Origin of the sequence: Hymenobacter wooponensis, assembly GCF_004745865.1 — a bacterium.
In the GTDB taxonomy this organism is placed as follows: domain Bacteria; phylum Bacteroidota; class Bacteroidia; order Cytophagales; family Hymenobacteraceae; genus Hymenobacter; species Hymenobacter wooponensis.
In genome coordinates, this window is the sequence record NZ_SRKZ01000001.1 from 372888 (window position 1) to 392975 (window position 20088).

At 57.9% G+C, this 20088-nt stretch carries 22 protein-coding genes; 10 read left to right on the forward strand and 12 right to left on the reverse strand.

What is annotated here, in order from left to right; translation table 11 throughout:
• Window positions 1-121: 121 nt before the first annotated feature.
• The 9 genes from EU557_RS01485 to hutU all read right to left on the reverse strand — a co-directional run bounded on the left by EU557_RS01485 (window position 122) and on the right by hutU (window position 8470).
• Window positions 122-451, reverse strand: a complete 330-nt coding sequence (locus EU557_RS01485; RefSeq protein WP_135528648.1) for a GNAT family N-acetyltransferase — start codon at window positions 449-451, stop codon at window positions 122-124.
• 145 nt (window positions 452-596) lie between these two features.
• Window positions 597-800: a hypothetical protein gene (locus EU557_RS01490; RefSeq protein WP_135528649.1), complete on the reverse strand. Its 204-nt coding sequence runs from the start codon at window positions 798-800 to the stop codon at window positions 597-599.
• Between the two features lie 44 nt (window positions 801-844).
• Window positions 845-2416 (reverse strand): FAD-dependent monooxygenase, encoded by a 1572-nt coding sequence (locus EU557_RS01495; protein WP_135528650.1) that lies wholly within the window; start codon window positions 2414-2416, stop codon window positions 845-847.
• 40 nt (window positions 2417-2456) lie between these two features.
• Window positions 2457-3275, reverse strand: a complete 819-nt coding sequence (locus EU557_RS01500; RefSeq protein WP_135528651.1) for a helix-turn-helix domain-containing protein — start codon at window positions 3273-3275, stop codon at window positions 2457-2459.
• A 70-nt stretch (window positions 3276-3345) separates the two neighbouring features.
• The gene (locus EU557_RS01505) at window positions 3346-3969 is read right to left on the reverse strand and encodes a hypothetical protein (RefSeq protein ID WP_135528652.1); all 624 of its coding nucleotides are present in this window, start codon (window positions 3967-3969) and stop codon (window positions 3346-3348) included.
• A 110-nt stretch (window positions 3970-4079) separates the two neighbouring features.
• Window positions 4080-4733 (reverse strand): hypothetical protein, encoded by a 654-nt coding sequence (locus tag EU557_RS01510; protein ID WP_135528653.1) that lies wholly within the window; start codon window positions 4731-4733, stop codon window positions 4080-4082.
• A 480-nt stretch (window positions 4734-5213) separates the two neighbouring features.
• Window positions 5214-5966: an NADPH-dependent F420 reductase gene (locus EU557_RS01515; protein WP_425351915.1), complete on the reverse strand. Its 753-nt coding sequence runs from the start codon at window positions 5964-5966 to the stop codon at window positions 5214-5216.
• 145 nt (window positions 5967-6111) lie between these two features.
• A complete protein-coding gene (locus EU557_RS01520) occupies window positions 6112-6636 on the reverse strand; it encodes a hypothetical protein (RefSeq protein WP_135528655.1) in 525 nt (174 codons plus the stop codon).
• A gap of 13 nt (window positions 6637-6649) precedes the next feature.
• Entirely contained in the window at window positions 6650-8470 is a 1821-nt protein-coding gene (gene hutU, locus EU557_RS01525) for a urocanate hydratase (RefSeq protein WP_210115962.1), read from the reverse strand.
• A 512-nt stretch (window positions 8471-8982) separates the two neighbouring features.
• Here hutU and EU557_RS01530 point away from each other — a divergent pair.
• The 3 genes from EU557_RS01530 (at window position 8983) to EU557_RS01540 (ending at window position 11391) form a co-directional block, all read left to right on the forward strand.
• The gene (locus tag EU557_RS01530) at window positions 8983-9438 is read left to right on the forward strand and encodes a hypothetical protein (protein ID WP_135528656.1); all 456 of its coding nucleotides are present in this window, start codon (window positions 8983-8985) and stop codon (window positions 9436-9438) included.
• 315 nt (window positions 9439-9753) lie between these two features.
• A complete protein-coding gene (locus EU557_RS01535) occupies window positions 9754-10194 on the forward strand; it encodes a hypothetical protein (RefSeq protein ID WP_135528657.1) in 441 nt (146 codons plus the stop codon).
• A 165-nt stretch (window positions 10195-10359) separates the two neighbouring features.
• Window positions 10360-11391, forward strand: coding sequence for an MBL fold metallo-hydrolase (locus EU557_RS01540; protein WP_135528658.1), 1032 nt, complete (start codon window positions 10360-10362; stop codon window positions 11389-11391).
• A 109-nt stretch (window positions 11392-11500) separates the two neighbouring features.
• Here EU557_RS01540 and EU557_RS01545 read toward each other — a convergent pair whose 3' ends face one another.
• The gene (locus EU557_RS01545) at window positions 11501-12409 is read right to left on the reverse strand and encodes an arginase family protein (RefSeq protein WP_135528659.1); all 909 of its coding nucleotides are present in this window, start codon (window positions 12407-12409) and stop codon (window positions 11501-11503) included.
• A 280-nt stretch (window positions 12410-12689) separates the two neighbouring features.
• On the opposite strand from EU557_RS01545, the gene EU557_RS01550 reads away from it, so the two are divergent.
• Both EU557_RS01550 and EU557_RS01555 read left to right on the forward strand, forming a co-directional pair.
• Window positions 12690-13130: a hypothetical protein gene (locus EU557_RS01550; RefSeq protein ID WP_135528660.1), complete on the forward strand. Its 441-nt coding sequence runs from the start codon at window positions 12690-12692 to the stop codon at window positions 13128-13130.
• Window positions 13131-13432: 302 nt separating this feature from the next.
• Window positions 13433-13894: a MarR family winged helix-turn-helix transcriptional regulator gene (locus EU557_RS01555; protein WP_135528661.1), complete on the forward strand. Its 462-nt coding sequence runs from the start codon at window positions 13433-13435 to the stop codon at window positions 13892-13894.
• A 251-nt stretch (window positions 13895-14145) separates the two neighbouring features.
• On the opposite strand, the gene EU557_RS01560 is transcribed toward EU557_RS01555, so the two are convergent.
• Both EU557_RS01560 and EU557_RS01565 read right to left on the reverse strand, forming a co-directional pair.
• Window positions 14146-14460, reverse strand: coding sequence for a hypothetical protein (locus EU557_RS01560; protein ID WP_135528662.1), 315 nt, complete (start codon window positions 14458-14460; stop codon window positions 14146-14148).
• A 5-nt stretch (window positions 14461-14465) separates the two neighbouring features.
• A complete protein-coding gene (locus EU557_RS01565) occupies window positions 14466-14804 on the reverse strand; it encodes a hypothetical protein (protein ID WP_135528663.1) in 339 nt (112 codons plus the stop codon).
• A gap of 192 nt (window positions 14805-14996) precedes the next feature.
• Here EU557_RS01565 and EU557_RS01570 point away from each other — a divergent pair, with 192 nt between their 5' ends.
• The 5 genes from EU557_RS01570 (at window position 14997) to rluF (ending at window position 20007) form a co-directional block, all read left to right on the forward strand.
• Window positions 14997-15731: a YebC/PmpR family DNA-binding transcriptional regulator gene (locus tag EU557_RS01570; protein ID WP_135528664.1), complete on the forward strand. Its 735-nt coding sequence runs from the start codon at window positions 14997-14999 to the stop codon at window positions 15729-15731.
• Window positions 15732-15872: 141 nt separating this feature from the next.
• Window positions 15873-16937, forward strand: a complete 1065-nt coding sequence (locus EU557_RS01575; protein ID WP_135528665.1) for a serine hydrolase domain-containing protein — start codon at window positions 15873-15875, stop codon at window positions 16935-16937.
• Between the two features lie 264 nt (window positions 16938-17201).
• Window positions 17202-18251 (forward strand): WD40/YVTN/BNR-like repeat-containing protein, encoded by a 1050-nt coding sequence (locus tag EU557_RS01580; RefSeq protein WP_135528666.1) that lies wholly within the window; start codon window positions 17202-17204, stop codon window positions 18249-18251.
• Window positions 18252-18378: 127 nt separating this feature from the next.
• Window positions 18379-18723, forward strand: a complete 345-nt coding sequence (locus tag EU557_RS01585; protein WP_135528667.1) for a hypothetical protein — start codon at window positions 18379-18381, stop codon at window positions 18721-18723.
• Window positions 18724-18852: 129 nt separating this feature from the next.
• Complete coding sequence (gene rluF, locus EU557_RS01590; RefSeq protein ID WP_135528668.1) at window positions 18853-20007, forward strand: 23S rRNA pseudouridine(2604) synthase RluF; 1155 nt, start codon at window positions 18853-18855, stop codon at window positions 20005-20007.
• Window positions 20008-20088: the final 81 nt, after the last annotated feature.

The following is a 20088-nucleotide window of genomic DNA, read 5'->3' on the forward strand; positions in this document are numbered from 1 at the left end:
TTTTTATACAACTGCTTCTGGTTGACACGCAACGCGCCGCTCAAGTATTTGAGAGCGGCGTGTCATCTGGGCAGTGTTTAAAACCAGAAGCTTCTTGGTTTGGCACTTCCTGCCTGCTGCCTCAGTGCGATTGGGACTGCTGAAACCAGCGCAGGTAACTCGGGGCCACCAGCCGCTGCCACTCCGGATGCCGCTTCAGGTAGGCCGTTACGAAGGGGCACAGCGGAATCAGTTGCCGCTGCCGCTGCTCAATTTCGGCTAGTACTTTTTCCACTAGGGCCGTACCTACCCCCTGCCCTTCCAGCTGCGCCGGCACCTCCGTATGAAACAGGGCCAACGCCTCTTCCCTCTCACCATATTCCATAAAGGCGGTAGAGTGGTTCACGGTCAGCTCGAAGCGGTGGCTGCCGCTATTGTTGATGAGCGGCAGGTCTTGGAGTTCAGGTTTCATGGCAGGTAGTGTACTAGGCGTATAAGCAGCTGTGGAAGCATTAGGCCTGGCTGGCCTAGGCAGTGACCCTCGGTAGGGTTTCTACCTAGGCCGGACCGGTGCCCTAAACATAGCACCTACCGCGCTAATACAGCTTTCTTGCGTGCTAGGCCACACTACTTGGTGACGGATGATCTTTGAGCAGCCCCATCTGAAACGGTGAGGGCAAGGGCTGCAGGCCGTCCGGGGTTAGCACAGTGCAACCGCCGCCGATGTGAAAGATAATCTCCGCGTCGCCATCGGGCGTCACCTCAAATTGCTGTGGCTGCTCGAAGGAGCCCGAGTTGATGTACCAAACATCCCGCACCATATCCCGCAGCTCTTCTGGCAGTTCAATTTCTTGGTGGTGCCTAGCTACAGCAGGGTGTTTGACGAGCCAACAAACCAACGCACCGCCACCTGCCGGATTGCCTGCGCATCAGGTGCACCGTCCGTCGCCCACGCCACAAACCCATCAGGGCGAATGAGCAGGGCATTCAAGCCCAGTGGCTGCTGGGGCTTAGCGGTCACGTATTTCAACCGAGGGCCGTATTCTTCGCTCAGCATTTGTAGGGCCACATTCCCATCGAAATCCAGCAAAATTCCCCTGCCGTCGCACAGCAGTTCACCCAGCGTTGAGCCGTCTTCAAATAGAAAGTTCGGTGCGCTGTGGCCTACCAAGAAGTGAGTACCGCCGAGGTCGTAGTGCGTAGTAAGGCCCCATACCCGCCCGGCAAAATACGTGGCTCCGTCGCGGATATTGAGCAGATCCTGGATGATGCCTCGCACCGCTTGGGCTTGCGGAGTTGGCTGCATGATGGCTACCTGGGCCCGGGACCAATCCAGCACCTGAGCACCAACAGGATGCCGTTCTGAGTAATAGCTATCCAGCAAGCCGACTGGTGCCTGCCCTTGAATGGTAGCAGCGAGCTTCCAGCCCAGGTTCATGGCATCGCCTAGGCCTAGGTTGAGGCCCTGCCCACCCAGCGGGGAGTGAATATGGGCGGCATCACCAGCCAGCAGTACCCGCCCGTGATGGTAGGCGGTAGCCTGCCGGGCCCGGTCCGTCCAGGCGGTAGCAATGTGCAGGGCCGTGATGGTAACGTCGGTACCGGAGATGCGGCGGAGCAGCTCCTGTAGGTACTCCCGCGTGATGGGCTGTTGGCTCTGGTGAAAGGCCCCGCCGTCGAAGTTCTGCATGATCAGGTAGGTGGGCTGCTGCAGCCAGTACATCCCCGCGGGCGTGAGGGTGCGGCCGGGCTGGAGCTTCTCCGGGTCAGCCAGCTCTACTGTAGCCGAGTAGCCCGTAAACTCTGGCTCCGTGCCATCGAAGGCAAAACCACCCAGCTTGCGCACGGCGCTGCGGGCACCATCGCAGCCCACCAGCCACTGGCCCTGCCACACCTGGTTGCCGGCCTGCACGGTTACTAGGTCAGGGGTTTGCTCAAAATTGACAATGGCTAGTCCGCGCCTGATGGTTACTCCCAGAGATTCTGCGCGGCGGGCCAGCACCATTTCCAGCTCCTGCAACTCCGCCATCAGCAGAGTTTCGGTAGAGCTGGGCAGGCGGTACGGCCACTGCGTGGCGTCGACCTTATCGAGCTGAAACTGTAGGCCGGCAAAGTGCCCGCCGGGTTTAACTTTGGCCTTCACTCCGGCGGGCGCGGCAGTTGGGGCAAAGGTGAAGTTTTTGGGTACCTCCAGCTCCTCGAGCAGCCCCCGACGATACAGGGCCTCAATGGATAGCGCATTAAGCCCCCGCAGCCCAAAGGGCATTTGCTTTAGGGGCGAGTGTGGGTCTTCCGCCTTTTCCAGAACCATGACGGAGCAACCCGCCAGGGCCAGCTCGCAGGCAAGGAATAGGCCTACCGGTCCGGCGCCGGCCACAATAACATCATACGCCGCCTGCTGTAGCGCGGCTGGGTTGCTTTCTAGGGTCTCGTTCATAGGGCATGAGTGAGACGCAAAAGTCTGGCGGGCTCCGGCGCTAGGCTTGTACAAACGCGACAAAAGCCTCCTGCACCCCTTGCTGCCGCTGCCGGGCGTTACGGGCGAAAGCCGCGGGCGTGGTACCGCTGTAGCGCTTAAACTCCCGGCTTAGGTGAGACTGGTCGGTGTAGCCCAGCTCGTAGGCCAGGGCGGCCAGGTTGGCTTCGGGGTGCCGCCACAAATGGTTGCGGGCTTGCTCAAAGCGCAGCAGCCCCGACACGTCTTTCACGCTGAAGCCGGCGGCCTGCTTGAACTTGCGCTCTAGGGTGCGCACCGTGGCGTGGGCTGCCGCCGCTACCTGGCTTACCGGCAGCGTACCACCTGCGGCCCGCATGGCTCCGCCCGCTTTGCTCAGGGTGCTATCCGGCGACATAGGCGGGCGGGTTTCCAGAAAGTATTGCTGCACCTGCGCCAGCGCCTCCTCTACCCTCCCCACCATAATCAGCTTCGCTAACTCTGGCTGCAGCTGGACAATGGGGTGCACGAAGGTGCGTACGCCGCCCCCACCAGCAGGCAGCCCCAGCAGGTCGAACACCGTCCAGGGGAAACACCGGACACCGATGACTTCCAACTGGCTTTCACCGTGTAACCGCACTGGCTGGTTGAGCAGCCCCATCAGAAACGGCGAGGGCAAGGGTTCCAAGCCGCCATCAGTAGTAATGCTACACGAGCTTCCAAAATGGAAAATGATTTCCGCCGAGCCATCGGGCACTATCTCAAACCCGGCCGGAAACTCCGCTAAGTTGATGCGGGTGTACCAAAAGCCTTGGATGGTATCCCGCAGCTTTGCCGGAGCTACAATTCCTTGGTGGTGCATGGTGAAAGATAGCTTATTGAGCTTTAGGCCTGTATGCTGGCACGCGTCACAGAAGCGCGCTAGCATCAGGCTAGCACGGGAAAAAGAACTCTACCTCCTGCAGTCGACCGTTCTTAAACAGCAGACTCAAGGATTCATCGCTCATCTCGCCCTGGTATTCAAAAGGCAGGCTTATGGTTTGTTCGTCGCGGCTAGTACCTTGTTCTTCGGCTTGCTTGACGGATACCGGGTAGTAGCGCCGCACGTCTTCCAGCGTGGTGTTCTGGTCGAGGGTGAGCTTGCCCAGCTTCCCGGCGAATTTTCCCGTCGTTACGTCGAAGCTATGCAGCAGGGCTTGGGTGCCGTTTACTTCGTACATGGTCTTGCCATAAAACCACCAGTCGCCTTCCGGGGCGTCGATGGGTAGGTCAAGCTGACTGCCACACTCCACGGCTCCTTTTTCTATCCGGTCGGGGCGGCCCATTTGGCGTTCCAGCGCCTGCGTTGTCAGCTCCCTATGCAACTGCCCATTCACGGTTACCATAGAGTCCTGTATCCGCTCGGGGTTGGGAGCCTCTAGGCCACTCGCCGGAGCTGGTTGGGGTACGGGCGGCTTCGGCGGCGCCGCAGCCTCTTGGGCAACCGGGGGAGTTGAGTTACTCTGGCAGGCAGCCAGAGTCAGCAGCAACGCCGAAAAGAGTATGATTGATTTCATATCCAAGTGTAAGTAAGTGCATTGCCGTGACTGCCATGCAGGCCGTTAGAGGGGCTTGCTGAGTGTTTTTGGGTAGCAACATGTGTTGGCTGGCGGGCACCAGTGGCTTGCTAGCGGTGGGCTGTCGTGTCAATTCTAACCGACTGGAGGGTGGTGTAGGCCTGTTCGGTGAGGTGGCGGCAGTCGGCCTGCTTGCATTCAAAGTGCAGCACCACTTCCCAGCTACGCGGCCCCACGTGCATTACAGTAGTGGCTCTTACCTGCTCGTATGGCTCCGCTATCAGCTCGGTACCGCCCACGAACGAGACTACTGAAAAGGTCCGGCCATGAATTACGTCTATCTTTTTAGACTTGACGACTAGCGCGGCAGAGCCCTTCGACTTGCTTACTTCGTCCCAGTAACGGATTCTTCTGTCAACCGCCTCCAGGCTTTCCTCGGCGCCGCTGCTTTGCTGGGCAGAGATGGTGAGCCGGTCCAGGGTGTCGCGGCAATAGGTGCCTTCCCGCTTAAAGAAGCCCGATTCCTGCAGCAAGCACCCACGGGAGCTGACAAAGCGGTACTTTGCCTTATCTCCCATCGGCGTATCCGACTCATCGGCCCACGTTAGCAGGGTATCGTATTTCGCCGGCACATACAAGCTGATGCTTCCACTTGAAGTCTGCCTGCTAGGCCTAGTGTTGAAAGCCACGCTACGCTCCACAAAGCCAGCGGGCACTGTCGCTACTTCCTGCTTCGGCGAGGAACAGGCGACTAGAAATAACAAGGAGAGTACTGCTGGTATCCGCATTAGAGGCTAAGGGTTAGAGCCGCTACAAACTACGCGTATTTGCCCGTCTCCCCCCAAACCTCCACACTGTGCGCGCCCTACTTCTTAGCTGCACTTGCACACCTTGAGGTAAGCACATAAGCCCTACCGAAAGGCTGTCGGTATTGCCTCTAAAAGGAACAACGCCACCCAAGTTTCCTTAGGTGGCATTGTTCCTTTTACCGCTGCTGCGATGTAACTACACCTTCTACTCACTACCAAGCCCGAGCTACAAGCTCCTTTAGTTGAGCGGGTAAAAAAGTCGTCCTGCTGAGCTTGTCGAACCGAAGGTCGCCGTAGGCAAGCATCTCTACTGCTTCGTTGCAGAGGCCTAGGCCAGTTGAGTAGCCAGAAGTAGAGATGCCTCGACTGCGCTCAGCAGGACGGTTGTAATCTGCAAGGAGGCTTCAAACCAATTTATAGCCTGCTAGCAGGCGGCTACTTCAGCTGGATGCCTTGGTCTGCCATGGCCTGCTCCTGCTTGGCGTGGTTAGCCAGGAATTCTTTGTGCTGGGCTTCCGTGCGCTCCGTGCCGAGGCTGGCCAGATGCTCGCGCAGCTTGTCGGCGGGCATATCGGCGCCATAGGAAGGGGTGCCGGGCTGCTGCCGCCACGACTCGTGCAGGGTGCCATCGTCTACGGCATCGAAGCCCAGCTCTTCTACCAGGGCCATTACTTTCTGCTTGGCAGCATCATCATCGGAGGCTACGGGCAGGGCAATGCGGCCGGGCGTACCGGCGGGCTGGCCCTTGTTCTCCAGGTGGTCGGCGTAGATGTTGTTGAACACTTTCACCACCGGGCGGCCCAGGTGCTGCTGCACCCACTCGCTCTCGGTGAGGCTGCCGGTTTCCAGCTCGGGCATCTTGCCGTCGCGCAGCATCGGGTAGTAATTGCTCGTGTCGATGACGGGCACCTCGGCCGGTACGCCCTCGAACAGGTCTTTGGGCAGGTCAGGGATGTTTTTCAGCGGAATGGTTACCACAATTAGGTCGGTGCCGCGCTGGGCGGCTTCCTCGGCTGTAACGGGCGTAGCGCCGGTTTTCTGGGCCACGTCCTGTAGCGTCTCGGGGCCGCGGGAGTTAGCAATGTAAACCGAGTGGCCTAGGCTGGTGAGCCGCACGGCCAGGGCGCTGCCGATGTTGCCGGCACCAATGATTCCGATGTTCATAGCTGTGTTGTTTAGTTCGTGCACCAATGATGTATCGGCGCAGGGTGGTAAACAGGGGAAGTGGGCGTTTTGCTTTTTTGTAGCAGGGTCTGAAAAACGAACGACGCCACCTGAGTTTCCTTAAGCGGCGTTGTTCATTCTTCAGACCCTACGCTAACTGGCAGTAGGGCTACTTTGAAGCATCAAGCCAGTAAGCATTGGCAACCACTATATCATGGTCAACAATAATAATAGGGGCAGGGTCAAAATGATTGTTTGCTTCCAGCCTTGTACCTTCCTCTACCAATACGACTCGCTTCTTTAGTAGCTTGGAGAGGCTTGTTAAGTACTCCATTAGTCCTAAGTGGTCATTGGCTTGCTCAAATTGCTTTGTGTCAATGTCTCCATCAATAGCGTCCTCGGCTAAGAAGAAGCAATTGACCTGAATATTACCTACGAAAACGCTTGCGAAAGGCCAGCCATCTGTCTCATTCTTGTCCCAGCATTGTAAGACTGCTGCAAAGTCTATTTTCTCGTGTTCCTGCTCATATGCATCACGGAAAATGACTCTGTAGGTAGCATTTACAAAGTTTGTCCACGTTTCCCAATCAGCGCGAGTAGTGTCTAAAACATAGGTATCTGGCAAGGACCCATTGGGGGAGTAGATATACTTCTTCACGTCCTTCCAGTCCAACTCGGCTACATTGATTTGCATATACTCGATTTCACTACTTACTCTGGCCCGGAATTTTCACCCTGCGCTCCTCGGCTACTTGCTGGGCCAGCTCGTAGCCGGCGTCGGCGTGGCGGAAGATACCCATGCCGGGGTCGGTGGTGAGCACGCGGCGCAGGCGCTCGGCTTTTTCGGGGGTGCCGGTGGCTACTATCACCATGCCGGCGTGGGTGCTGTTGCCGATGCCCACGCCACCGCCGTTGTGTAGGCTCACCCAGTCGGCGCCGGAGGCGCAGTTGGCCAGGGCGTTGAGCAGAGGCCAGTCGGCTACGGCGTCGGAGCCGTCCTGCATGCCTTCGGTTTCGCGGTTGGGCGAGGCCACGGAGCCGCAGTCGAGGTGGTCGCGGCCGATGACGATGGGGGCCGAGACTTCGCCGCGGGCCACCAGGTCGTTGATGACCAGGCCGAACTTCTCTCGCTCGCCGTAACCCAGCCAGCACACGCGGGCCGGTAGGCCAATGAAGGGTACTTTGGCCTGGGCCTTTTCAATCCAGCGGCGCAGTAGTTGGTTGTCGGGGAAGGTTTCGAGCAGGGCGCGGTCGATGCGCAGAATGTCCTGCGGGTCGCCGGAGAGGGCGGCCCAGCGGAATGGGCCTTTGCCCTCGCAGAACAGCGGCCGGATGTAGCCGGGCACGAAGCCGGGGTACAGGAACTGCCCGTGCTCGTCGCGCACCTGTAGGCCACCTTTCTCGGCCTGTCCGCGCAGATTGTTGCCGTAGTCGAGGGCCACGCTGCCGGCGGCCTGCATGTCCAGTATGGCCTGGCAGTGCTTCACGATGGAGGCCAGCGCCCGGCGCTTGAACTCCTCGGGGTTCTCCTTGCGCAGCTGCAGCACCTCCGCAATACCGCCCTCGGGAATGTAGTCCATCAGGTCGTGAGCCGAGGTTTGGTCCGTGACGATGTCAGCCATATAGCCCCGCTGCAGCAGTTCGGACAACACGGTGGCGGCGTTACCGGTCAGGCCGATGCTCCAGCCCTGGCGCACCTGCTTGTACTGCTCCATCAGCTCCAGGGCGTGGTCCAGGTCGCGGGCCTGCTCGTCGAGGTAGCCTTCCTGCACCTTCTGCTTCACGCGGGCATCAATGGGCTCTATCACTAGGCACACGCCATCGTTCATGGTTACGGCCAGGGGCTGGGCGCCGCTCATGCCGCCCAGGCCCGCCGTGATGGTTACGGTGCCAGCCAGTGTGCCCGAGAAGTGCTTATCGGCTACGGCGGCGAAGGTTTCGTAGGTGCCCTGCAAAATGCCCTGGGTAGCAATGTAAATCCAGGAGCCGGCTGTCATTTGCCCGTACATCATCAGGCCTAGGCGGTCCAGCTCATCGAAGTACTCCTGGGTGCTCCAGGCGGGCACTAGGTTGCTGTTGGCAATGAGCACCCGCGGGGCGTGGGCCCAGGTCCGAATCACGCCCACCGCTTTGCCCGACTGCACCAGCATGGTTTCGTCGGCTTCCAGGTTCTTGAGGGTGCTTACTATGGTCTGGTACTCCTTCCAGTTGCGGGCGGCCCGGCCAGCGCCCCCGTACACAATCAGCTCATCATACACCAGGCTCACGGCCGGGTCGAGGTTGTTCTCCAGCATGCGCAGGGCCGCCTCGGCCTCCCAGGTCTTGCAGCGCAGAGTGGTGCCGTGCTGGGCGCTCACCATTTCCGTGGGCTTGTACTCGTAGTACATGGGGCGAACCGCACTCGCGCGGTCACCTTTCAAGGCGGGAGTACCAGACGATTGCTGTTCCTGGGTATTAACGTCGTCGGATTGGCTAGTGGCTTCTAAGTTTAGCTCGGGAGTAGCGGTTGGGGCGGGCACGTGCGACATGGTGGGAAGGAGTCAGGGTGGAGTGGCAAGTTATTGATTTTGCACAGGGTCCAACGCCTGTTTTTCGGGTCTGCGTAGTCCTAGCGGGTCACTAGAATAAGCGCACTTGTAGCCCAACTGCTCATTGGCTGAGGCTAGGCAACGAGTAAAGCGCCCCCTCTACGAAAGCCTACTCCTTGCTCCTGCCCGTGCATCGCCCCAGCAAACAAATCACAGCTGTAGGCCACTCCATTGACGGCACCTGTTAGTGAGTTTGCTCACTGAAATAATACTTTTCAGCGCAAGACAGGCCTACATACCTCTACGTGAAGCTCAACTAATAAACACAGAATGAAGCACAACAACTTCGTTAATAAACTTCGTTTGCAAGCTGAACAACTATTAAAATACCAAGATTTTTTTACTCAAAATATGGTTACCTATTCCCAATTCAGAGTATAAAGCCATGATTCTGGGTCGACATGTTCCCGAATCGACTCTGATCCTCTCCATTCATTTAATCCACCAACACCATGAAAAAGACATTGTTTCTCGCCCTAGCGGCGGCTTCGTTTACTTTCGCCTCCTGCGGCGGCAATCAGCAAGAAAGCGGTGCCAGCGGCTCTGGCGGCGGTTCGGGCTCCGGCTCCGGTACTGAAAGCAGCTCTGGGTCTTCTGGCTCGGGCTCCGGCTCAATGGACGCTTCCGGTAGTGGCGGCGGCAGCATGAGCAGCGATACCAGCTCCATGGGCGTAGGCTCGGGTGGTGGCGGCACTACTAGCAATGGCGACCAAAGCGCAGGCGGCACTACGGGTGGTTCAACCGGCGGCTCCACGGCTGGTGGCTCTACTGCCGGTGGTAGCACAGCGGGCGGCTCTACTGCGGGCGGCAGCACCACCGGTGGTGGCTCTACGGCTGGCGGAAGCACGGCGGGTGGCTCAACTGGCGGTGGCAGCACTGCCGGCGGTGGTAGCACTACGGGCCGCTAAGCCAAGCTCGTTTCATAACTTCATACAAAAAGCCTCTTCAGTTACTGAAGAGGCTTTTTGTATGGGGCAAACTATGAGCGGCCCAGCTCACTAGCATACTGCTCATAGTTTGCCCTCACAACGATGCTCTGCGGGTATCTCACCTAGGCCTGTTCACCGGAATACACTGATGGCTTTAAGCTGAACCGTATAAAAAAACCAAGATTTTATTAATCAAATCCGGGTTACCCTTTCCCACTTCCAGTATGAAGTGAGATTCTCAGCCAACCATCGGCGAGTATTTCCTTTAAAATCCAACCATATCCAACCTACACCATGAAAAAAGTTCTGTTTTTAGCTCTGGCTGCGGCCTCCTTCTCTTTCGCCTCTTGCGGCGGCAACAACGCTGGCGAAGGCAGCGAAGCCGGCGCAGGCTCTGAGTCGTCATCGTCGTCTACTACTGAAACCACTATGAGCACCGACACCACGATGAGCGGTGATGGCGCTGCTAGCAGCGACATGGGTGCTGGCTCTACGGCTGGCGGCGGCGCTAGCACGGGCAGCACCGGCAGCACCGGCTCTACCACGGGTGGCTCTACTTCGGGCAGCACCACGTCGGGTGGCTCTACCGCTGGTGGCTCTACGGCTAGCACCACTACGGGCGGCACCACGGGCAGCACGGCTGGCGGTACTACCGCTGGTACTACGGCCGGTGGCTCTACTGCTGGCGGCTCGACCGCAGGCGGCAGCACGGCTGGTGGCACCACGGCTCAGTAAGCTCCTTTAGCTTTCTAACCCTGTACAAAAAGCCTCTCCTTCTGGAGGGGCTTTTTGCGTTTCTGCCCTACTCCTACTTTTGGCAAGCCAATAGTTTTCCTTGGTAGCATCAGCCCTAAACGGCAAATCTGCGTACTCCTTGCTACACTTAACCGACTGACGAGTATGAACCAAGTAGCCGCTGGCGTGACCCAGCTTCAGATCCAACGCTTTGTCAACGTGTACTTCGTGGAAACCGGCACGCCCGGCGAATGGGTGCTGGTGGATACTGGCCTACCCGGCTCTGAGAAAGACATTATTGCTACCGCCGACAAGCTATTCTACCCTGGCACCCACCCCGAGGCTATTATCCTGACCCACGGCCACATGGACCATTCCGGCTCGGCGCAGGCTCTGGCTGAGCACTGGAAGGTGCCCGTGTTGGCTCATCCGCTGGAAATGCCTTACCTGACGGCCCGCGCCGTGTATCCACCCGCCGACCCTACCGTGCAGGGTGGCGGCTCGCTGGCCTTCGTAGCGCGGTTCTTCCCGCCCCAATCGTTCCAGCTCTCCGACTTTGTGCAGCCCCTGCCGGGCAACGATACCGACCCGCCCTTCCTGCCCGACTGGCAATGGATTCATGTACCAGGCCACGCGCCCGGCCAGATTGCCCTGTTCCGCGAGAAAGACCGCACGCTCATTGGCGCCGATGCCTTCGCTACGGCCAACCATGAGTCGGTGCCCCAGCTGCTGCTGCAGGTGCCCAAAATTAGCGTGGCAGGCGCGCCATTTAACTACAACTGGCAGCAGGTGAAAGAATCGGTGCAGAAGCTGGCGGCTCTCCAGCCTCAGGCAGTTGGCTGCGGCCACGGACCGGTCATTCAGGGTGCCGAAGCAGCGGCTGGCCTACAGCGCCTAGCCGATGAGTTTCCCATGCCCACTTCGGGCCGCTACGTACAAGACCCCGCCTGCCTCGATGAGAATGGTGTGGTCTACCTGCCGCCCGCTCCCTCCGACCCCATCCGGACCAAGCTGGCTATTGCGGGCGTAAGCTTGGGTGCCTTGGTAGGCGCTGCCTTGCTGATCAAAAAGCAGCAGAAGAAGAAGCAAAACGAGTACCCCAAGAAGTATCCCGATCCAGAGCGCATTTACCGCACCGGCGAAAAGCCGTTTGTGCACGGCCGCGAAGTAGTAGTTCCCGGCAACTACGGCCGGTAACGTAACAAGGCCCGTGCTTGCGCACGGGCCTTATTGCTTTTATGCAGGTAGGTTTCTTGTGCTGATGAGCAGCTTTACCGCGGGTGTTTGGGGGCTTGCTTCTACTGGCCTAGGCCTGTTTGCGGGCCGCTAGCCCCGTGAGGTAGGCTGTGATAATGGTAGCCGCCAAGCGGGCGGTCTGGTTGTCGCGGTCGAAGATGGGATTGAACTCCACTACCTCAAACAGCTGCACCCGCTCGCTGCGCCCAGCCAGGAAAGCAGCCTCAGTAGCTTGACGCGGCGTGAAGCCGTCTGCACTCGGTGCCGACACGGCCGGCGCATACGCTTCGGCGCAACCATCCATATCAAAACTAACAAAGGCGGGGCCTTCTAAGCGGCGTAGAGCCCGGTTCATGTATTCGGGCATACCATCGGCCTGCACGTGGGCCAAGGGTACAATATGGGCGCCTTGCTGGTGCAGGAAGTCAATATCTTCCCAGGTGTTGAGGTTAGAATGCAGCCCGATTTCGGTGAACCGCTCCCCGGTTAGGAAGCCTTCGCGCAGCAGCTTACCGAAGGGGGTGCCGCTACTGATTATGTCTGGCTTGTCTTTCACATCGGCGTGAGCATCGAGGTTGATACCACTAACGGCCTGGCCAGTATGCGCATCAAACAGGCCGCGCACGGTGCTGTAGGTGCCATCGTGGGAGCCACCCAGCACTATTACTCTCGGGTACTGGCCTAGGAGCCGGGCTAGCTCCTGCCGAATGGTTTGGTGATTGTGCGGATGTTCAGGGTGGCCTAGCGAGAGGTTGCCGGCATCGGCAATGCGCAGGCCATCGAGGCGCACATTGTGCTCTAGGTTGTAGGTTTTGTGGTAGCGGCGCAACTCCCGCCGAATGGCATCGGGGGCACCGGCCGCGCCCGCCCGGCCGCCCTCCAGCACCGTTCCGAAGTCGAGGGGCAGGCCTACCAGACACACGTCTGCTTCTGGTAGCTCAGTCGCCGGCAGAATCAGTTCTCTTAGAAAAGTAGCCATTGCTGTGGTTGGGTTGCTAGGCCCGAAATGTAGCAGATTCTGGCACCAAGCTTACTGTTTGTAGTAGATAGCGTGTAGAGTACCCTGGCAGGTCACCCATTCTAGCCGCTTCAGGCTATAGCTCGTCATGCTGCACTTGCCGAAGCATCTCTACCACCAGCCAACTGGCCTACCAATGAAGCGGTGCAGGCTCTTTGACTTCGCTCAGCGTAACGCCCACTTTGCCATTGCGGGCGGCTGCATTCGGAGTGGCCTACTGCGGCAAGTTGTACCTTGCAGCATGATACTTCGCGTTTTTTTACTAGCCCTTACTCTAAGTATTGCAACGCCGGCAGCGTGGGCGCAACGGCCAACAAAGTCGGTACCTAAGCTGGCTACTTCCTTCTTTACCACCTACAGCTACCTCTCCTACTCCATCCTCGACAAAGGTACTAGCCCTGAGCCAATGGCTGCCCAGGGCGTGGGCGGCACCCTTACCCTCCGCCCCAATGGCACCTACCAGAAGCGCCTGACGCTGTCTGCCAACGGTGGCGTTATGAACTTCGATCAGGATGGCCGCTTCACCTTCACCGGCGACCGTATCTCCTTCTCCTACACCGATAAGAAAGGGCAGCCGCGCACTGATCAGGGCCGCTTTCAACTGCGCAATGGCCTCCTGACGCTCACTATTGATGGCTACCCTGCCGGCAACAAAAGCATTTACACTTTGCGGCAGCAGTAACCCTGCCGCGCGAATACCCGGGTGCTGTATCAGGTGCTAGGCTCGCCTGTTGCTAGGCTTCGTTTGGGGAGATGCAGGGGGGCTAGCTGGGGCCGGCCCGCGTGTGCCGGGGCTCCGGCAAAAGGAAGTGTTACTCATTTCCTTGAGTTGATTAGCCCGTATAGCTGTGACAAAAAGCTGGTCACTGGCACCTTGCTGGCGGGCACATAATTAGAGGCCATCGGCCAATTTATATGCTTTACCCTACCTTCACCCGCCCGTAATGGCCTAACTACCGCCCTCAGCCCCATTCCCTGCCGCCCATGTTATCCAACATTATCTTCTATTCCCTGGATAAAGCTATCCGCCAATACCGCCGGTTTGCTCAAGCTAACATAGATAAGGCCGGGGTTGACATCACTGTTGACCAGTGGCTGGTGCTGCGCGTGCTGGAAGAGCACGATGATTTAACCCAGACTGAGATTGCCGAACGGGTATTTAAGGATCAGGCCTCCGTGGCCCGTATTCTCGCCTTGCTACTTCGGCGGGGCCTACTCGACTCAGAGCCCCAACCCAACGATGGGCGGCGCAGCCGCTTGCGGGTATCGCAGGCTGGGGAAGCTGCCTTGGCGGCCGTGCACCCCGTTGTGCTTAATAACCGTGCTATTGCCCTAGATGGTCTCAGCGAAACCGACCTCGACCACTTGCGTCAGGCTCTGGAACGCATCTACCGCAATTGCTCATCGGGCCCAGCCGAGGATTTCCCTACTGAAACCGAGGCTTAACCCACCTCTGTCCTCTCTAGGCCACTACCTACAGTAGTAACTGGCCGCTAACCAGATGGACTGGCAACTGGAACGGCTGCTATACTCTGTGGTGCGGGCACTCTGGTTGCGGTTCACACGTGAAGGGGGGCTATCCTTCTTTGCGGGAGTGCGAAATATTGCTGCTGTAGTACTCTGGTGGCCTAGGCGTAACGTAACAATACAGTTTCTTTCTTGGGGAGCAGCGCACAATGGTGCAGCTCTGAAAGTACTTATGGCTTTGCTGCTTTCACAAAGATCATAGTGCCGAGGTAAGGCCCCTTCTCACCTACTGCCATCGAACTTTGTAACGTATACCCCTGGGCATACAGGTCGGCTATGACCTTTCGATACGTCACTAAGTAGTCCTCGTATTTCACTCTCATGACTTCTGGGGCACCCGTATCTCGCACAATGACGATTTGCGGCTTGCCAATCCCATTTTCATAGGTACGGACTAGTACTACACTAGGCTCTTCGGCCACGGCCAGCACGGGGGAGCTGCCCAATACCAGCAAGCACCCCACGATGCACAATATTTTTTTCATAGCGCTTAGTTACGGGCAGGGGCCTTCACGAAAATCAGGGTATGCAAGTTTGAATTCTCTCCTTGTATTCCTTCCAAGCCTTGCTGCAGTATGTATCCCTGCGCGTATAGCTTCGCGATAAGCTCTTGATAGCCAATGGCTGCTGCAGTCAGGTCTTTCTGCCTAATACCGCTGTCAAACTTGTAGAACTCAGGTTGGCCCGTGCCACGCACCACGGTGACCTCCACTGTAGCTCTGCTCTCATAGATGCGCACTACCACCACGCTGGGGTCTTCGGACACGGCCAATACGGGTGAGCTGCTCAGCACCAGCAGGCAGCCTAACATATAGAATAGCTTCTTCATAGGCTGTGAATATAGCTGCCCAACCTTACCAAGCTGCATTTTTCATAGTATGCCTTGGCCTAGCAGGCTTGGGATTCGGCCTAGGCCAGTAGATTGCGCCCCGCCGGGCTTTCTGCTAACTTGCAGCCCCTTTCGGCCCCACCCGCGCCGGACGAACATTCACAATTTCACAACTTCACAAATTCACCATAGATGGGACGCGCATTTGAATTCCGCAAAGGCCGCAAAATGAAGCGCTGGGACCGGATGTCCAAAGACTTTACCCGCATCGGCCGCGAAATCGTGATGGCCGTGAAGGAATCGGGCTCCAACCCCGATACTAACTCCCGCCTGCGCACTGCCATTCAGAACGCCAAGGGTGTAAACATGCCCAAAGACCGCGTGGAAGCGGCCATTAAGCGCGCCAGCTCCCGCGAGGAGAAAGACTACCAAGAAGTAGTATATGAGGGCTACGCCCCTCATGGTGTGGCCGTAGTTATCGAAACCGCCACCGACAACCCCACCCGCACTGTGGCCAACGTGCGCATGTACTTCAACCGTGGCAACGGCGCCCTGGGCACCGCTGGCTCCTCTGACTACACCTTCACCCGCAAAGGCGTGTTCAAGCTAGCCGCCGAAGGCCTCGACCTCGACGAGCTGGAGCTAGAACTAATTGACGCTGGCGCCGAAGACGTGTACGCCGACCAGGAGGAAGACGAGCACGGCAACGTGAAGGAGTACATTGTGGTGGAAACTGCCTTCACCGACTTCGGCCAGATGCAGAAAGCCCTGGAAGAAAAGCAGCTGAACGTAGTATCGGCCCAGCTCCAGCGCGTGCCCAACACCACCGTGCACCTCGAAGGCGACCAGCTGGAAGAAGTAATGAACCTAATCGAGAAGTTCGAGGACGACGACGACGTACAGGCCGTGTATCATACGCTCGGCTAGGCCTCGGCCACATAAAGCCTTAACGCAACGGGCCGCTCCACTATGGGGCGGCCCGTTTTGTTGCAGGACAAGCCGGGAGACCATTAGCTTTACCCTCCAGTATCTCTTGTATATCTACGGCTTCATACTTCTAGGCTCTCCATGAGAAAACTTCTTACGCTAGCGCTACTCCTGTACGCTTTTGTTGCCACCGCCCAGCAGGCTGAATTAGCGGCTTTGCTACAAAGGGAGAAGGTGACGGGCATCCAACTCGTGTATAGCCGCAAAGGCGAAACAACCCAGTACAGCCTAGGAACGCGACAAGCCGGCACTACACAAGCCGTAGATGCCAACACCATTTTCCAGGCCGCTTCTTTGGGCAAGGTGGTACTGGCCTACACTGCCCTACGCCTCCACGACCAGGGCCTTCTCGATCTGGACAAGCCGCTGCTGAACTACTACCCCTACCCTCGGCTGCAAAGCGAGCCGAGGGCCAACCAAATCACGGCCCGAATGGTGCTAGGCCACACCGCAGGCCTGCCCAACTGGACCGGTTATCCCCTAGCCGAAAGCTGGAAAACCTCTCCGCTGACGCTGAAATTCACTCCCGACAGTTGCTGGAGCTACTCAGGGGAAGGGTATGTGTTTCTGCAGAAAACTCTAGAGCATCTCACCAGCAAATCACTGGATCAACTGGCCCAGCAAGAGGTTTTTGGCCCCTTAAAGATGAAATATAGCAGCTTTACCTGGCAGGCACGCTTTGACCAAAATGCGGCTTTTGGCCACGATAAAGCCGGAAAACCCACTGATGTCAAGCGTTTCAAAGAGGCCAATAGTGGCTTTAGTCTGCTTACTACCGCTACCGACTACCACCGGTTTCTGCAGGCGCTCCTGACAGGCAAAGGCCTGCGCCCGGCCACCGCCAAGCTACTCACTACGCCCGCCAACGCGGCCACCCGCTGCACCACTCCCCTCACCCCCACCGATGCCAACATTGCCTGGGCCTGCGGCGTGGGCCTAGCCACCACCAGCCATGGCCCCGCCCTGTGGCACTGGGGCGACAACGGCGACTTCCGCGGTTTCTTCATGCTTTTCCCCGAAACCCAGGAGACGCTGCTGTTTCTCACCAACAGCGCCAACGGCCTCCGGCTTACGGATGATGTCCTAGGCCTGTTTGTGGGGAGCGGTCAGTACCAAGCGATGCACTGGCTGGAGGAGGAAAAATAGCTAGTATCACAACTGCCAGTACCGCCCCAACTGTGCCATGAGCAGTAGGCCTAGCCACGCAGCAATAGGCCATATATTGGAGATAAGCACATGGTTCTATTATACAGCAGGCTGCTCTAATATGGGCGGCCTGCGGTGTTATAGTCCTATTCCAAGCCTTTCAACAAGCATGCAACCTCTCGCCTTACGGGCTGCTCCTGATCATAGCATACAGCAAACCCTACTGTGCTCTCTATTCCCCGCCTCCTTGTTGCTACTATACCTATGAAAAATCTACTACTCCTTGCCGTTGGGTTACTAGCTACCCTAAGTAGCTGTAAGAAGGATGCCGATTTACATCAATCACCTGAGTTGGCATCGGGCTCACTGCCATTTGAAAGTGCTCGGTTAAAAATTACTGTAGCAGGCACTAGCCTCCCATCCAATACGCTCGATATCTTTTTCGTCAACGAAACGACTGGCCTAGCTACTACCTACGACGGCAAAATCTACCGTACCACTGATCAGGGAGCGAATTGGTCGGCGCAATACACCCCAGCACTAGCCGATCAGCCGCTGTATCAGCTTCTGTTTACGGATCAGCAGCTCGGATATGCTGTAGGAGGCAAGAGCAGTTGCGGCGGTACCGGGTGCGTGCCGCCCGGCGGCATAGTTCTGAAAACCGATGACGGTGGCTCTACCTGGCGGAAGGTATACACAGGCAGCCAAAACGAAATAGTCTCGATTGCGGCGAACAAGAACGGGAGCTTATTTATCGCGGCGAATGGTTTCCCGGCGGGGCTCTTCCGTAGTACCGATGCTGGCGCCAGCTGGCAACTGGTTACAACCGCTGGCAATTCCTTTTCTAAAATTGTATTTACTGATAACGCAGGCTTCTATACGGGAGGCGGTGCCCAGATTGTGAAGAGCACCGATGCTGGCGCAACGTGGCCCTCGAAAACTGTGGTCAGCTACAACTATGTCAATGACCTGGCCTTTTCCAATGAAAGGGGCTATTACGTACTGGGCTACAGTCAGGCGTTTACCACTAGTAACGCCGGAACATCTTGGCAGCAAGTGCAGAGCCCCCTCACGTCTATTTCCAAAGTCAGCGCCCTAACCCCTTCCTCTGCTTTGCTATGGGGTGGCGGACACTCTACCGGCGGCGAATACCCTATTCAATACGCGGCAGTTGGGCAAACCACCGATGGTGGTAAAACCTGGACCGGCACGGAGTTCCCAGGGACTACGCGTGTATCAACGGCGTATTTCTACACCCCTAAGCAAGGCTACGCTGTGGCCGGCAACACGCTGCTAAAAGTCACGGTGAAGTAAGAAGTGCTTAGCTTCTAGCCCACTTTCAGCCCTTAATGCCTGCTCGTACCACTCAAGGTTATCTTTGTGCGCCTATGCTGCGTATCTGAGACGCTACTTTTTGGCGTCAACCAACTGTTTTTGTCCCATGCCCATCTCTTATAGAACTCTCTTTCTCCTAGAAGCTGATGCTTTTTCCCTTGTAGAAATTAAGCTGCTGGATGTGCAGAGCGATGACCCCGCTGAGGTATACTTCTGGCTGCAGTTTGAGAAGGCGAATCACACGCTACATAAGCTAGACTTTTTGTCGATGAACAAAGACGGCGAAGAGCAGCAACGGGAGTTCCGGCAGGGCAAGCTACAGTTCAACCAAACCAGCGGCACCTATACTCCTGCTGAGGCGGCCGAGCCTGTAGCGCTTGAGCCCCAGGGCACTGCCCAACTGCCCGCCGAGCTGGATGACGCTATTCAGCGGTATTTTATCTCGGGTTAATTGCTAGAGGCTGACAGCAGTTCTTGTACATAGCTACTGGTCTCCACTTACTTCTGGCGTATCTTTGCGGCCCGCCGGCACCTTCTGGGCCGGCGGGCTGTTGTTTTCTTCGCTTAGCATACTCACCTCATGGCAACCCGTCTCAATAAATACATCAGTGAAAGTGGCGTCTGCTCCCGCCGGGAGGCCGACCGCCACATCGAGCAGGGCAACGTGTTCGTGAATGGCAAGCGCGCCGGCATCGGCGACCAGGTAACCAGCAAAGACCGCGTGGTGGTAAACGGCAACCTCATCGAGCCCCGCGCCGAGGAAGATGCCGTGTACATTGCCTACAACAAGCCCCCGGGCATTATCACTACCACCGATACTGGCATCAAGGACAATATCATCCGGGCCATTAAGCACTCGGTGCGCATCTTCCCCATCGGCCGCCTCGATAAGGACTCGCAGGGTCTGATTCTGCTGACCAGCAACGGCGACATCGTCAATAAAATCCTGCGGGCCGGCAACAACCACGAGAAGGAGTACATCGTGATGGTGGACAAACCCATCAACGAGCAGTTCATTGAGGCCATGGCCAACGGCGTGCCCCTGGGTGGTGTAATGACCAAGCCCTGCAAGGTGACCAAGGAAACGCCCTACATCTTCCGGATTATTCTGGTGCAGGGCCTCAACCGCCAGATCCGCCGGATGTGCGAATACTTTGGCTACGAGGTAGTGCAGCTAGAGCGCATTCGCGTGATGAACATCAACGTGAAGGGCCTAGGCGTGGGCGAATGGCGCGAGCTGAAGGAGAAGGAGCTGAAAGTCCTGTTCGAGATGATCAAGGACTCGGCCGGCACTGATGATGGCTCGGGTTCACGCCGCCGCAAGCGCCCTTCCACCGCCGAGTTCTGGGCCGAGCGCCCCACCCGCAAATCCTCCGCGCCGCTGGCGGGCGTGGCTCCTGGCCAGCCTAAACCCGCTGGTGCCTGGGTAGAGAAGCCCACCAGCAAGCGTGCTGTGGGCCGCGCCGCTAAGAAACCCGCTGCCCCCGCACCTTCCGAAACGCCCGAGTGGCCTACGGGACCCGGACGCCCACCCGGCCCCGCCACGGGCATCCGGCCCGATGGCCCTGGCTTTGGCAAGTCTAGCCGGCCGGCCGGGGCCCGCCCCGCTGCCGCTAGCACTCGCCCGCGCGGTGCAGCCGCTGGCAAAGGCCCCAAAGGACCAGCTGGTCCACCCAAGGGCAAAACCAGCACCCGCGGTACCCGCGGTGCAAGTCGGCCCGGCAAACGCTCCTAGATCACTACCCTGCTACGTAGCGGGCCGCTCCAACTGGAGCGGCCCGTTTTTTTGTGCTTAACGCCCTAGTATAAAGTCTAA